Genomic DNA, 13,377 nt, shown 5'->3' on the forward strand with positions numbered 1-13,377 from the left:
GTAGGGCCGCGGTGTCCGCCGCTCAACGCAGTCCGGGTATCGATGTGGACGCGATTCGGTGTCGGTGCGTGCTGGGGACGGGGCGTTGGGCGGTGTCCACTCGTCAGGGCAGGCGGAGTCGGCCGTCGACCTCGACCGCGAGGCCGTCGGCGAGCAGCCCGGTGAGGGCCCGTTCGAGCTGGTCCGGGCCCGTGCCGAGCGCGTGGAGGCGGGCGAGGGCTGCACCGACCGGGCTGGCAGCCTCCGCGAAATGTTGAGTTGAGCAGGGTCCGGAGGCCTCAGACCCTGCTGAACCCAACATTTCGGAGTCGGGGAGCTCCGGCGCGCGGACGAAAAGCTCCCGCACCACCGGGTGCTCTGCGGCCCGCAGCACCGCCATGATCGCGCCGCGGACCTGCCGGTCGGTGCCGTGCCACGCCTGCCCCCGGGGAGTATAGGTGGGCGGCGGCTCACCGGCGGCCAGCCACGCGCACTCTGCGGCCACCGGGCACACGTCGCACCGGGGCGACCGTGCCGTGCACACGAGCGCCCCGAGCTCCATCGCCGCCGCGTTCCACGCGACGGACTCGGCACGATGCGCTGGCAGGAGCGCGGCGGCGCGGCGCAGCTCGGCGGCAGTCAGCGAGGGCGCGGGCAGGGCCTCCCCGGAGACCAGACGCGCGTGGACCCGGCGGATGTTCGTGTCCACCACCACGGACCTGCGGCCGAACGCGAAGGCCGCCACCGCAGCCGCCGTGTATGAGCCGACTCCGGGAAGCGCGAGCAGTTCCTCCTCGGTGTCAGGCAGCTCGCCGCCATGCTCGGCCGTGATCACGGTTGCCGCCGCATGCAGCCGCAGCGCCCGGCGCGGGTAGCCCAGGCGGCCCCAGGCCCGCACGGCCTCCCCGGCGGGCTCGGCCGCGAGATCGGCCGGCCGCGGCCACCGCTCCATCCACTCGCGCCACACCGGGAGTACGCGCACCACGGGGGTCTGCTGGAGCATGACCTCGCTCACGAGCACGCCCCACGGCGTCCGATCCGAGGCCCTCCACGGCAGGTCGCGCGCCTCGCGCCCGAACCAGTCCGCGAGCGCCGCGTGGAGGGCGCCCAGACGCTCTGCTTCCGGGGCAGGGCCCGGCGTTTCAGGCCGCGCACGACGGCGGGGCGCAGCTGTTGCGGTCACGGCACCTCTCCTGTGGATCGAGTCTGGAGGTCATCTTCTGTGGGTCAACTTCTGAAAGTCAGGTCCTGGGTGGCATCTCCTGTGGGTTGGCCGTCTGGAGGCCACATCACGTGACCGCCAGAAGCTGACTCTCAGGACCTGCCCTTCAGGAGGTGACTCCCAGACGGCGGGGGGTCCGCACCACTGTATCCGGAGTGCGGACGGCCGCGGCGCGCCGGGCGCACGCCCTGCCCGGTCGCCGGGCTCCGCGATCCGTAGCCTAGAAGCATGGCAGGGCAGGGCAAGGGCGGAGCAGGGCCGCGGGCAGCATCGGCAGGGGCAAAGGGCCCCGCTCCGCGCACTCGGAGGGTGAGCCCCGCCGTGTACCGGCGCCGGCGGATCGCGGTGCTCGTGCTCATGGTCCTCGTGCTCGGGGTGCTCGGCGTGGGCATCTGGGCCGCCGTCGTGGCCGTCAGCTCCGTCGCCCAGGACCCGGGCGCGCGGACGGCAGCGGCGGAGCCTGCCGGGACAGAATCCGGCGCTCCCTCATCCAGTGCCGACCAGACGTCCACGGCGACGCCACCCGCGGGCGGCAACCCGTCGGCGTCGTCCTCGGCGGGTGCAGCCGCGACGCCCGCCGCGACCTCCACCACCACGGCGGCCTGCGACACCCACCTCATCACGGTCTCCGCCTCGACCGACAAGCCGAGCTACGCCCCGAACGAGAAGCCGGTCTTCACGCTCAAGGTCACCAACGGGAACCCCACGCCGTGCGAGGTCAACGTGGGCACCAAGCAGATGGAATTCCTCGTGGTGAGCGGCACCGATCGGGTCTTCTCCTCGAAGGACTGCCAGGCGGACGCTCAGGATCTCCCCAAGACCATCGCGGCCGGGGCGTCCGAGACGGCGAACTTCCCGTGGGACCGGGTGCGCAGCACGGAAGGGTGCAAGGCGGTCACGGTGCTGCCCAAGCCCGGGATCTACGTCATGACTGCGTCGCTGGGAGCGACCACGAGCTCGAAGGCCGTCTTCGAGCTCAAGTAGCCCGGAGGCGCGTCGGGATCAGAGGAAACGGTCCAGAAGGCTGGCCTCGGCCATGCGGGAGAGGCCCTCCCGGACCGTGCGCGCGCGCTGCTCGCCGATGCCGTCCACGGTCATGAGGTCCTCGATGGTCGCGGCCATGAGGTTCTGCAGCCCCCCGAAGTGGTCCACGAGGCGATCGGCGACGGCGCGCGGAACCGGCTTGAGGCCGGAGATGAGGCGGTATCCGCGCGGCTGCACGACGGCGTCGAGCGTCTCGGTCCCGCCTGCGTAGCCCAGGATCGCGGCGATCTTGTTGAGGTCGATGAGGTCGACGCTCGAGAGCTCCATGAGCGACTCCACGGCGGAGTCGATGGTCTCCGGTGAGGCATCGTCGCCGGCGTAGTCGCGGATCACCACGTCCGCGCCGGGTCCGAGGCCCGCCGTGAGCTCCTCGAGCTGGAGGGCCAGGAGGCGGCCGTCGTTGCCGAGCTCGAGCAGGTACTGGGAGATCTCCTCCGAGATGCGCTGGACCATCACCTGACGCTGGAGGGTCTGGGCGACGTCCCGCACCGTGACCATGGCCTCGATCTCGAGGGCGGAGAGGGAGTGCGTGACCTGGTCGAGGCGGGCGCGGTACCGCTCGAGGGTCGCGAGGGCCTGGTTGGCGCGGGCGAGGACCCGCTCGGAGTCCTCGATGACGTGCCGGATGCCCTGGACATAGAGCGCGATGATCTGCATCGACTGGCTCACCGACACCACGGGGAGGCCCGTCTGCTTCGCGACCCGCTCTGCGGTGCGGTGGCGTGTGCCGGACTCGTGGGTCTCGATCGACGAGTCGGGCACGAGGTGCACCGCCGCCTTGACGATGCTCCGGGCGTCCCTGTCGCAGACGATCGCACCATCCATCTTGGCCAGCTCGCGCAGGCGCGTGGGGGAGAACTCGATCCCGATCTCGAACCCACCGGAGCACAGGGACTCGACCGTGGGGTTGTAACCGAGGACAATGAGCGCTCCGGTGCGGCCACGCAGGATGCGCTCAAGTCCGTCGCGAAGGTCGGTTCCGGGTGCGACCCGGGCCAAGGTGGCTTTGAGCACGTCCTCGGGGGTCCGAGCCATGAGAATTTCCCTTTCTTGCGTCACGCGTGGCGCGGCGCACGGTTCCCATGGTATCCGCGAGCGCGTTCGCGCGTTGAGCGCTGCCGCGCGAACTTGGCAACGATTAGGGCACAGCTGGCCTAGGCGTCGCCCCCAATCAGGAGCTCGAGGGCCTCGGCGACGTGGCTCACCTCCTTCACCCGGAAGCCGTCCGGCACCTCTCCGGGCCCATTGGGGCTCGCCGGGACCACCGCGTGGGTGAATCCGAGGCGGTGGGCCTCCTGGATGCGACGCCCGATCCCTGGGACCGGCCGCACCTCGCCCGCGAGGCCCACCTCCCCGAACGCGATGAGCCGCTGGGGGAGCGCAGTGCGGGTCTTCGCCGAAGCTACGGCGAGGGCCACCGCCAAGTCCGTGGCGGGCTCGCTGAGCCGCACCCCGCCCACCGTGGCCACGTAGGTGTCGTCCTTGTGCAGCAGGCAGCCGGCCCTCTGCTGGAGCACGGCGAGGAGCATCGCGACGCGGGAGGAGTCGAGCCCGCTCGTGGCGCGGCGCGGCTGGGCCGTCGCGGACTCCGCGAGGAGGGACTGCACCTCGGCAAGCAGCGGGCGCCGCCCCTCGAGGGTCACGGTGATGCACGTCCCGGACACCGGGTCCTTGGTGCGGGAGACGAACAGGCCGGACGGGTCCGTGACACTCACGATCCCCGTCTCGGTGAGGTCGAAGCAGCCCACCTCGTCCGTGGGACCGTAGCGGTTCTTGACCGCGCGCAGGAGGCGGAGCCGGGAGTGCCGCTCGCCCTCGAACTGGCACACGACGTCGACGAGGTGCTCGAGCAGGCGCGGGCCCGCGATCGAGCCGTCCTTCGTCACGTGGCCCACGAGCAGCGTGGTCATGTTGCGCCGCTTGGCGGCCGCGATGATCGACGCCGCGACCTCCCGCACCTGCGAGACGCCGCCCGCGCTTCCGTCTACCTCAGGGCTCGAGAGTGTCTGCACCGAGTCCACGATGAGAAGCTGGGGTGAGACCTTCTCGACGTGCCCGAGGGCCTGGGAGAGGTCCGTCTCGGCGGCGAGGAACAGGCGGGGCGCGACGGCGCCGATCCGGTCCGCGCGCAGCTTCACCTGCGCGGCCGACTCCTCGCCAGTGACGTAGAGGACGTCCCGCCCGCCCGTGCCCGAGGCGTCCGAACCGACCCGCGCGGCGACGTCCAGCAGGAGCGTCGACTTGCCCACACCGGGCTCCCCCGCGAGCAGGATCACGGCGCCGGGGACGAGCCCGCCCCCCAGCACACGATCGAGTTCCCCGACGCCCGTGGGCAGGAAGGCAGCGTCCGTCGAGTCGACCTCGGCGATGAGGCGCGCCGGCTCGAGGACCGAGGCAGCCGCCGTCGTGCGCGCGACGACGGCGCCGACCTCCTCGACGGTGCCCCACGCCTGGCATTCGCCGCAGCGCCCCACCCACTTCGCCGCGGTCCAGCCGCACTCGGCGCACCGGTACCCGGGAGCCTTGCCGTTGCGGGGGGTGCTGCGTGCCGCGGTCTTCGTTGCCATGGGCCCAAGGCTATGCGAGGCCACCGACAATCCTGGCGCGCAATCCCGGCGTACGCGGCCGGCTCAGATGCGTGGCAGCGCCGCGACCGCCTCGTCGTGGTCGTCCCCCGTGGCCTCGAGGAGGTCCACGAGCATGGGCCGGAGCAGGACCACGAGGGTCTCTCCCTCGAGCCGCTCCACCTGGAGATCCCGCGGGTGCGCCCGTGCGGCGACGTCGGTGAGGGCGCGACGGGCGGCGCGCAGGTGCGCAGCGCGCTCCTCCCGCCGTTCGCTCACGAGGCCGACGGCCATGTTCTCGAGCGCGTCGGCGGTGTCGGTCAGCAGCCCTGCGATGCTCTCCGCCGCCGTCTGGGTCACGGCCGCGTTGTTGATGACCGAGACGAGCCGCCGCGCCACGACCCGCCCGTTGCGCATCGCGAGGTCGAGGTACTCGACGGCGTTCTCGATCTCCTCGAGCTCGCCGCGGTGGCGCCGGTAGGCGGGGGCCAGGCGCGTCACCTCGGTCGACGACTTGAGGCTTGCCCGGATCGCATCGACCTTGGCCTGCGAGCCCCTGCCCCGCACGAGGGCGTGCCACGCACGGGTCGAGTCGGCATCCGCCAGCGCCACGGCGCACTCGCGGAGCATCGTCGAGAACGTGCCCACGAGCTCCCGCAGGTCCCGGCGCGGCTGAACGCGCGGATCGCGGGGGAGGAGCGCCGTGAGGGCGAGCGCGATGAGTCCGCCGACTACGGCATCGAGGCTCCGCGTGAACGGGCCCCCGCTCGGCGCCGGCAGGAGCACCACGAGGAGGGACTGGAGCCCCAGCTGCGTGGCGAAGATGACGCCCCGGTCCAGGAGCCGCGCGAGCAGGATCGAGACGAACAGGATGACGGCGGCCTGCCACAGGCCCGAGCCGAGGAAGTGCATGAGGAGATCGCCGACAGCAATGCCGAGCGTGCACCCGATGGCCACCTCGAGGACCTTGCGGACCGTGAGGTCGCGGCCGAACCCGAGCGAGACGATCGCCGAGGTCGCGGCGAAGATCGGGCCCGTGTGCCCGAGGACCGTCTCCGCGATGAAGTAGGCGAGCACCGCGCCCAAGGTCATCGCGACCGCCGGCATGACCGACCGGCGGACCCGCACGAGGCCCGCCGACCTCAGGTCCCTGAGGTAGTCCCGCGCGATCGCCCACGGCCCGGTCCGGGCCGGGCCGGCTGCCCGAGAAGTCCATACAGGGAAGTCTAGGGAGCCCGCAGTCCGGGGAGCCCGCGCGCGCCTCGGCCTATTAGTCCGATGTGACGAAGATAGCAAGCCCCGAAGGGCCCGCGTCACGCTGAATCCGTGCGCAGTTCATTCTCCGTTAACCATCGGCGGCCAGACTCTTTACCTGTCGGCTCTAGCTTCGACTTCAGTACGGTTCGTACGCACCCAATCACCCTGGAAGGGGCATCTTCGTGAAGGCTCTCCGTATCGGCCGCCTCTCGGCCGTCGCTGTCGTCGCAGCTGGCGCGCTCGCGCTGTCCGCTTGCGGTTCTGACAACGCTGCTGGCACCACCAACACCGGCTCGGCCTCGTCCGGCCCGAAGGTCACCGGCACCCTCACCGGCACCGGCTCGAGCGCCCAGTCCTCGGCCATCGACGCGTGGAAGCAGGGCTTCACCCAGGCCAACCCCGGCGTGACGGTCCAGTACTCGCCGGACGGCTCCGGCGCGGGCCGCAAGACGTTCATCTCCGGCGCGAGCCAGTTCGCCGGCTCCGACGCCGCGATGAAGACCGACGAGCTCGAGTCCGCCAAGGCCGTCTGCGGTCCCGACGGCGCGCTCGACATCCCCGTCTACATCTCCCCGATCGCCGTGACCTTCAACGTCCCGGGCGTGACGGACCTCAACCTCACCGCGGACACGATCGCCAAGATCTTCCGCGGCACGATCACCAACTGGAACGACCCGGCGATCGCGGCGGACAACAAGGACGCCAAGCTCCCCGACCTGAAGATCACGCCGGTGCACCGCTCCGACGACTCGGGCACCACGCAGAACTTCACCGAGTACCTCGCCGCCGTTGCCCCGTCGGTGTGGACCGACAAGGGCGCCCAGACCTGGCCGGCCTCGCTCCCGGGCGAGAACGCCAAGGGCACCTCCGGCGTCGTCAAGACGGTCACCGACACCCCCGGCGCCTTCGCCTACGCGGACGACTCGGCCGTGACGGGCAGCCTCGGCAAGGCCAAGATCAAGGTCGGCGACAAGTTCGTCGCACTCTCCGCCGAGGGTGCCGCCAAGGCGGTCGCCGTCTCGAAGCCGGCCGATGGCCGCGCCGCCAACGACCTCGCGCTCAACCTGGACCGCAAGACGACTGACTCCTCGGCCTACCCGATCGTCCTCGTCTCGTACCACGTGGTCTGCACGACCTACAAGGATCAGGCCACCGTGGACCTCGTGAAGGCGTGGGAGTCCTACGTCGTCTCCGCCGACGGCCAGAAGAACGCCGCCGCCGCCGCGAAGAGCGCTCCGCTCTCCTCGGACCTCGCCGCCAAGGCGAAGACCGCGATCGACTCGATCAAGGTCAAGTCCTAATCAACACCGCGATGCACGCCCGCCTCGACCGAGTAATCGGACGAGGCGGGCATTGCGTTGAGTACTAGGGGGCGTGACACGATGACACGACTAGACGGCGGATCCAGCCGCTCCGCACTCAAGGGGCCCGATGTGACCACAACTCAAACCAACAAGAACGCCGAGCGGTCGAGCCGGTTCGGTTCCGCCGGCGGCGCGGCCGGGGACAAGGTCTTCTCCGGGGCGGCGCTCGCCGCGGGCGTGATCATCCTCGTGGTCCTCTTCGCGGTTGCGGCGTTCCTCATCGCACAGGCGTTCCCTGCGCTCGTTGCCCCGCAGGACCAGATCGCCGGCGGCAAGGGCTTCTGGGCATACATCGTCCCGCTCGTGGTCGGCACGGTGATCGCCGCGGCCATCGCCCTCGTCATCGCAACCCCCATCTCGATCGGCGTCGCGCTCTTCATCTCGCACTACGCTCCGCGTGGCCTCGCCCAGATCCTCGGCTACGTCATCGACCTGCTCGCGGCGATCCCATCGGTCGTGTTCGGCGCGTGGGGCATCCTCTTCCTCGCCCCGGCGGTCGTCCCCGGATACACGTGGCTCGCGGATACGCTCGGCTGGATCCCGATCTTCGCGGGCCCCGCCTCGGCCACTGGCAAGACGATCCTCACGGCCTCGATCGTGCTCGCGGTGATGGTCATCCCGATCATCACCTCGATCTCCCGCGAGATCTTTTTGCAGACGCCCAAGCTGCACGAAGAGGCCGCGCTCGCGCTCGGCGCGACCCGCTGGGAGATGGTCCGCATGACGGTCTTCCCGTTCGCCCGCCCCGGCGTCATCAGCGCCGTCATGCTGGGCCTCGGCCGCGCCCTCGGCGAGACCATGGCCGTGGCCCTCGTCCTGTCCTCTGGTCCGCTCATCGCGAGCCTGATCAGGTCGGGCAACCAGACGATCGCCGCGGAGATCGCGCTGAACTTCCCGGAGGCGACCGGGCTGAGCCTCAGCCAGCTGATCGCGGCGGGCCTCGTGCTGTTCGTGATCACGCTGGCGGTCAACATCGTGGCGCGCTGGGTCATCAGCCGCCACAAGGAATTCTCGGGAGCGAACTGACATGGCCATGACCGTCCCGCAGCGCCGCACCTCGGCCCTGACACGGAACCGCCTGCCGCGCTATGCGCCGTGGGTGGCGCTCGTCGTCGCGCTCGTTCTGGGGGCGGCTCTGTCCTCCCTCGTGGGCTTCAACTTCTTCGGCTGGGGCATCTTCGCCGCGATCGCGTTCACGATCGTCTACGTCGCGTGGAGCGGCTCGGTCGAGGGCGCCCGCAAGGCCAAGGACAAGCTCGCAACCTGCCTCGTGGTCGGCGCCTTCCTCATCGCGCTGCTGCCGCTCATCTCGGTCATCTGGACGGTGCTGGCCGAGGGGCTCAAGGGCCTCACCACGCCCGGATTCCTCGGGACGTCGATGAACGGCGTGAGCGGCATCCAGGACAACGCGTCCGCGACCAACGGCACGAAGGTCCTCGGCGGCATCTACCACTCGCTCATGGGCACCCTGCTCATCACCCTGTGGGCCACCATCATCTCGGTCCCGATCGGCCTCCTCACCTCGATCTACCTCGTCGAGTACGGCAACGACGGCCGCCTGTCCAAGGCCATCACGTTCTTCGTGGACGTCATGACGGGCATCCCCTCGATCGTGGCCGGCCTCTTCGCTGCGGCGTTCTTCGCGACCCTCATGGGTCCCGGGACCAAGACCGGGTTCGTGGCCGCCGTCGCGCTCTCCGTGCTCATGATCCCGGTCGTGGTCCGCTCGAGCGAGGAGATGCTGCGCATCGTCCCCAACGAGCTCCGCGAGGCCTCCTACGCCCTGGGCGTGCGGAAGTGGCGCACCGTCCTCATGGTCGTGATCCCGACGGCGATCTCCGGCATCGCCTCTGGCGTGACCCTCGCGATCGCCCGCGTCATCGGCGAGACGGCACCGATCCTCGTGACCGCGGGCTTCGCGACGAAGATCAACATGAACGTGTTCGCGGACTGGATGTCCTCGCTCCCCACGTTCATCTACACGCAGATCCTGAACCCGACCTCGCCGTCGAACCCGGGTCCGAGCGCCCAGCGCGCCTGGGGCGCCGCGCTCGTGCTCATCATCTTCGTCATGCTGCTGAACCTCATCGCCCGCCTGATCGCACGCCTCTTCGCGCCGAAGACCGGCCGCTGACGCCGCACCGACCCAAGAAGACCAAGAAGGAAACCATGTCCAAGCGAATCGACGTCAAGGACCTGAACGTCTACTACGGCAACTTCCGCGCTGTCGAGGGCGTCAACATCAACATCGAGCCGAAGTCCGTCACGGCGTTCATCGGCCCGTCAGGCTGCGGCAAGTCCACGTTCCTGCGCACCCTCAACCGCATGCACGAGGTGATCCCCGGTGCCCGTGTGGAGGGCGAGGTGCTCCTCGACGGGGACGACCTCTACGGCCCCGGCGTCGATCCGGTGGCCGTCCGCTCGCACATCGGCATGGTCTTCCAGCGGCCCAACCCGTTCCCCACGATGTCGATCAAGGACAACGTGCTCGCCGGCGTGAAGCTCAACGGGCGCAAGATCTCCAAGGCGGACGCGGACGCGCTCGTGGAGCAGTCCCTGCGCGGCGCGAACCTCTGGAACGAGGTCAAGGACCGCCTCAACAAGCCGGGTTCGGGCCTTTCCGGCGGCCAGCAGCAGCGCCTCTGCATCGCCCGCGCGATCGCGGTCAAGCCGGACGTGATCCTCATGGACGAGCCCTGCTCGGCCCTCGACCCCATCTCCACGCTCGCGATCGAGGACCTCATCGAGGAGCTCAAGGAGAACTACACGGTGGTCATCGTCACGCACAACATGCAGCAGGCGGCCCGCGTCTCGGACAAGACGGCGTTCTTCAACATCGCCGGCACGGGCAAGCCGGGCAAGCTCATCGAGTACGCGGACACGACCACGATCTTCAACAACCCGACTGAGAAGTCGACCGAGGACTACGTCTCCGGCCGCTTCGGGTGATCAGCGGCCGGGAGGCCCTTCCGGCCGAGCGCACGACGGCGGGCTGCCGCGCCCAGGGCGCGGCGGCCCGCCTCTGTCATGGCCGCCAGCGGAGGTCCTCGAACGGCTCGAAGGCGAGGCCGAAGATGAAGCCGAGCACCGCCGTCGTGAGCGGGGTGAGCAGCCAGAAGCGGATGAGCCGCACCACGAGCGGGCCGTTGACGGCGGCGAAGTCCTGGTTCGCGCCGGCGCCGAGCACCGAGGCCACGACGGTGTGCGTGGTGGAGAGCGGCCAGTGCAGGCCGAGCGAGCCGAAGACGAGCATGACGCTCGTGACGAGCTGGGATACGAAGGCGCGCAGGGGGTCGACCCGGACGAGACGGTGGCTGAGCGTGTACGTGATGCGCCAGCCGCCGGCGAGCGTTCCGGCTCCCATGGCTGCCGCCGCGGCCACCGCCGCCCAGACCGGCACCTCGCCGAAGCCGGCCTCCGAGCCGAGCGCCGTGACGATGAAGAGGGCCATGAGGCGCTGGCCGTCCTGGAGGCCGTGTCCGAACGCCACGATCGACGCGCCGACCGACTGCGCGGCGCGCAGGCCCGCGTGCGCCTGGTTCGGCTGGCTGTAGCGCATCATCCAGGTCACGAGCGGGGTGAGGAAGAACGCCGCACCGAAGGCGAGCAGCGGGGACAGGACGAGCGGGAGCCCGACGGACACCCAGAAGACGCTGTCGAGGTGGGAGGGTGCGCGGTCGCCGAGGAGCGTCAGGCCAACGCTCGCCCCGATGAGGCCGCCCACGAGCGCATGCGTCGAGGAAGCAGGGAAGCCCTTCCACCATCCGTAGACGCCCCACAGAATGGCCGCGACGAGCGTCGCCGCGAGCAGCACGAGCCCGTCTCCGCCGTCGGGGACCGCTATGAAGGCCATCCCGATGTTCTTCAGCAGCCAGGCGCTCGTCAGGGTGCCCAGGACGTTGAACGTGGCGGTGAGCACGAGGGCAATGCGCGGTGTGAGCGCGCGGGTGCGGACCGTGAGCGCGACCGAGGTGGAGGCATCGCGGAAGCCGTTGAGGAATCCGAAGACGCCGACCAGCACGATGACCGCGCCGGTGAGCGCTGCCGTCACCTCAGGACTCCCGCACGATGATCCGGCCGACTTGGATGGCCACCGCCTGGAGTGAATGCACGGCGGCCACGAGTGCGCGGGCCACCTCGACGGTGCGGGCGAAGTGGCCGATGGAGAGCTCGCGGAGGGCGTTGGCGCTCCACACCCGGTAGGTGTGCTCAGCGCGACGGGCGAGCCGGACCATCTCCAGCCAGTAGTCCTCGAGGTCTTCGAGTCGGGAGAGCGAACGCATCGCGCCCACAGTCAGCTCAGTCTGCCGGCCCACGATGCCCAGCAGGTCTGCGGCCTCGGACGGGAGCCTGTCGATCGCGTGGAGCTGCATGAGCTCGCCCACGGCCAGGAGGTGGCCCGTCGTCTCCGAGAGCGACTCCGAGAGGATGAGCAGGTCCTCGCGGGGGAGGGGGTTGACGAAGCTGGTGCGCAGCTGGGTCAGCAGCGTCCGGGAGAGTTCAGTGCAGCGGGCGTCGTTGGCGGTGAGCGTGTCCACGAGCTGCTCGTAGTCGGCGCGGCGGGCGCCGAACATCTCCGAGAGTGTCTGGACGCCAAGCACGGATTGCTGGGCCATCGATGCGAGCAGTTCGAGGCCCGCGGTCTCCTGCGGGAAAAGCCTGAACTTCATGGGTCTCCGGGGGCACTGACCATCGGCCGGCGGGTGCCGGCTGTGGGCATCTTACGCGACCCCGGTTAACGACCCCTTGCGAGGAGGCGGAGCCGCCTCTTCGCGGGCAAGTCAAAGGCGCCGAACCGGGACCGCCTCTCGGCGGGAGGCCGCTCGAAGCGGCTCAAAGTTGGAGCCCGGGGGTTCCGCGGCTCGACGCCACCTACAGTGTTCTACGGGCGGCCGGGGCAGTCAACCTTGACTCCGGGCGCCAAAGGAGCTAGTGGCGCGCGGTCAGTCGAGCTGCCCACGCCGCCACGCATTGGCGCTGGCCTCAAGGTCTTCCGCGGTCTTCACGAGCTGGTGCGCGCTCTTCGTGAGCTTGGTCGCGTGCTGCGAATTGGCCCACTCGGCGCTGTCCGCGACCGTGGCCTGGCCCAGCGCGACGACGCGGCAGAACGCCGCCGAGCGTTCGAGCGCGACGTCGAACTCGCCGTCGAACGCACCGGAGAGGATCGCGTCCGCCATGGCCGTCAGCTCGTCCGCGCCGGGCGGCTCGGCCACGCCCGCCACGACGTGCTCGACCTGGGCCGTGTCCTTGCCGGCGCGGAAGTAGACGGAGATCCGCTCGGGGTCCTGCTTCGTGGCCGCGCGCAGCGCGTAGAGGCGCCAGAGGGCGCCCGGGAGGGAGCGGGCGGGGCTCTCGGCCCACATCTCAGCGATCGCGTCGAGGCCCTGCTCGTCCGCGAGGCGCACGAGGCGGCGGGTCACCTCCGGGTCGTCGCTCTCGCGGCCGCGCCGCACGAGGGCCTGCGCCGCGAGGTGCGCGGCCTCGGAGACCCGCGCGGGATCCGCGCCGCCGGCGAACGGCTCGAAGTCGATGGGCGCGAACGGCTTCGGCTTGTGTGGCCTGACCGGGCCGGAACTGTCTCCCCCCGGCCCGCCGGATGTTGGGTTCCCGCTCATGACTCTGCCTCGTTCATGCCCAGTACGGTACTCCTGTTGGCGCGTGTTGGCGCGGGCACATACCCCGGGCTCACACTGCACGCACGACGGCGGGTGGTTGCGCTGCGCTAGAGTTGTCCCGTCCGGCACGCGCCGGGCGCCGGGCCTCTAGCTCAGTTGGTAGAGCAGCGGACTTTTAATCCGCGGGTCGTGGGTTCGAAACCCACGGGGCCCACCAGAGTGCACATCTTGGCGCGAGCACCTTGGAGAGCTCTCTCGCGGACCAAGGGGCCGCTCGGCGAGGTCCGCGGCCGACGACGTGGAGCACCACATTAGCCGGGCTGTCCGCGCGC

General features: G+C 70.3%; 12 protein-coding genes and 1 tRNA gene. 6 read left to right on the plus strand and 7 right to left on the minus strand.

Going from position 1 to position 13,377, the window contains the following annotated elements; translation table 11 throughout:
• Positions 1-103 precede the first annotated feature (103 nt).
• Complete coding sequence (locus tag SCMU_RS01645; RefSeq protein WP_229231234.1) at positions 104-1,162, minus strand: iron-sulfur binding domain-containing protein; 1,059 nt, start codon at positions 1,160-1,162, stop codon at positions 104-106.
• Between the two features lie 348 nt (positions 1,163-1,510).
• Between SCMU_RS01645 and SCMU_RS01650 the strand changes: the two genes are divergently transcribed.
• On the plus strand, positions 1,511-2,185 hold the full coding sequence (locus SCMU_RS01650) for a hypothetical protein (protein ID WP_229231235.1): 675 nt from the start codon (positions 1,511-1,513) through the stop codon (positions 2,183-2,185).
• An 18-nt stretch (positions 2,186-2,203) separates the two neighbouring features.
• Here SCMU_RS01650 and disA read toward each other — a convergent pair whose 3' ends face one another.
• The 3 genes from disA to SCMU_RS01665 all read right to left on the minus strand — a co-directional run bounded on the left by disA (position 2,204) and on the right by SCMU_RS01665 (position 5,937).
• Complete coding sequence (gene disA / locus SCMU_RS01655; RefSeq protein WP_229231236.1) at positions 2,204-3,280, minus strand: DNA integrity scanning diadenylate cyclase DisA; 1,077 nt, start codon at positions 3,278-3,280, stop codon at positions 2,204-2,206.
• Positions 3,281-3,399: 119 nt separating this feature from the next.
• Entirely contained in the window at positions 3,400-4,812 is a 1,413-nt protein-coding gene (gene radA, locus SCMU_RS01660; protein ID WP_229231237.1) for a DNA repair protein RadA, read from the minus strand.
• A gap of 63 nt (positions 4,813-4,875) precedes the next feature.
• Complete coding sequence (locus SCMU_RS01665) at positions 4,876-5,937, minus strand: FUSC family protein (protein ID WP_229231238.1); 1,062 nt, start codon at positions 5,935-5,937, stop codon at positions 4,876-4,878.
• Between the two features lie 311 nt (positions 5,938-6,248).
• Here SCMU_RS01665 and pstS point away from each other — a divergent pair, with 311 nt between their 5' ends.
• The 4 genes from pstS to pstB all read left to right on the plus strand — a co-directional run bounded on the left by pstS (position 6,249) and on the right by pstB (position 10,379).
• Positions 6,249-7,367, plus strand: coding sequence for a phosphate ABC transporter substrate-binding protein PstS (gene pstS, locus SCMU_RS01670; protein ID WP_229231239.1), 1,119 nt, complete (start codon positions 6,249-6,251; stop codon positions 7,365-7,367).
• An 81-nt stretch (positions 7,368-7,448) separates the two neighbouring features.
• On the plus strand, positions 7,449-8,456 hold the full coding sequence (gene pstC, locus SCMU_RS01675) for a phosphate ABC transporter permease subunit PstC (protein WP_443020196.1): 1,008 nt from the start codon (positions 7,449-7,451) through the stop codon (positions 8,454-8,456).
• Between the two features lies 1 nt (position 8,457).
• On the plus strand, positions 8,458-9,564 hold the full coding sequence (gene pstA / locus SCMU_RS01680; protein WP_229231241.1) for a phosphate ABC transporter permease PstA: 1,107 nt from the start codon (positions 8,458-8,460) through the stop codon (positions 9,562-9,564).
• A gap of 35 nt (positions 9,565-9,599) precedes the next feature.
• Complete coding sequence (pstB, locus tag SCMU_RS01685; RefSeq protein ID WP_229231242.1) at positions 9,600-10,379, plus strand: phosphate ABC transporter ATP-binding protein PstB; 780 nt, start codon at positions 9,600-9,602, stop codon at positions 10,377-10,379.
• 76 nt (positions 10,380-10,455) lie between these two features.
• On the opposite strand, the gene SCMU_RS01690 is transcribed toward pstB, so the two are convergent.
• The 3 genes from SCMU_RS01690 to SCMU_RS01700 all read right to left on the minus strand — a co-directional run bounded on the left by SCMU_RS01690 (position 10,456) and on the right by SCMU_RS01700 (position 13,045).
• Entirely contained in the window at positions 10,456-11,481 is a 1,026-nt protein-coding gene (locus tag SCMU_RS01690; protein ID WP_229231243.1) for an inorganic phosphate transporter, read from the minus strand.
• A gap of 1 nt (position 11,482) precedes the next feature.
• Entirely contained in the window at positions 11,483-12,100 is a 618-nt protein-coding gene (locus SCMU_RS01695) for a hypothetical protein (protein ID WP_229231244.1), read from the minus strand.
• Positions 12,101-12,373: 273 nt separating this feature from the next.
• Positions 12,374-13,045 carry a DNA-directed RNA polymerase subunit beta gene (locus SCMU_RS01700; RefSeq protein ID WP_229231245.1) on the minus strand — a complete coding sequence of 224 codons (672 nt, stop codon included), beginning with the start codon at positions 13,043-13,045 and terminating at the stop codon, positions 12,374-12,376.
• A 141-nt stretch (positions 13,046-13,186) separates the two neighbouring features.
• Here SCMU_RS01700 and SCMU_RS01705 point away from each other — a divergent pair.
• Positions 13,187-13,262, plus strand: a tRNA-Lys gene (locus SCMU_RS01705).
• Positions 13,263-13,377 lie beyond the last annotated feature (115 nt).

Source organism: Sinomonas cyclohexanicum, assembly GCF_020886775.1.
GTDB lineage: Bacteria > Actinomycetota > Actinomycetes > Actinomycetales > Micrococcaceae > Sinomonas > Sinomonas cyclohexanicum.

Coding starts and splice junctions, on each gene's coding strand:
- pstC (WP_443020196.1), top strand. CDS start 7,449: ATGACACGACTAGACGGCGGATCCAGCCGCTCCGCACTCAAGGGGCCC.
- pstA (WP_229231241.1), top strand. CDS start 8,458: ATGGCCATGACCGTCCCGCAGCGCCGCACCTCGGCCCTGACACGGAAC.
- disA (WP_229231236.1), bottom strand. CDS start 3,280: ATGGCTCGGACCCCCGAGGACGTGCTCAAAGCCACCTTGGCCCGGGTC.
- SCMU_RS01700 (WP_229231245.1), bottom strand. CDS start 13,045: ATGAGCGGGAACCCAACATCCGGCGGGCCGGGGGGAGACAGTTCCGGC.
- SCMU_RS01695 (WP_229231244.1), bottom strand. CDS start 12,100: ATGAAGTTCAGGCTTTTCCCGCAGGAGACCGCGGGCCTCGAACTGCTC.
- pstB (WP_229231242.1), top strand. CDS start 9,600: ATGTCCAAGCGAATCGACGTCAAGGACCTGAACGTCTACTACGGCAAC.
- radA (WP_229231237.1), bottom strand. CDS start 4,812: ATGGCAACGAAGACCGCGGCACGCAGCACCCCCCGCAACGGCAAGGCT.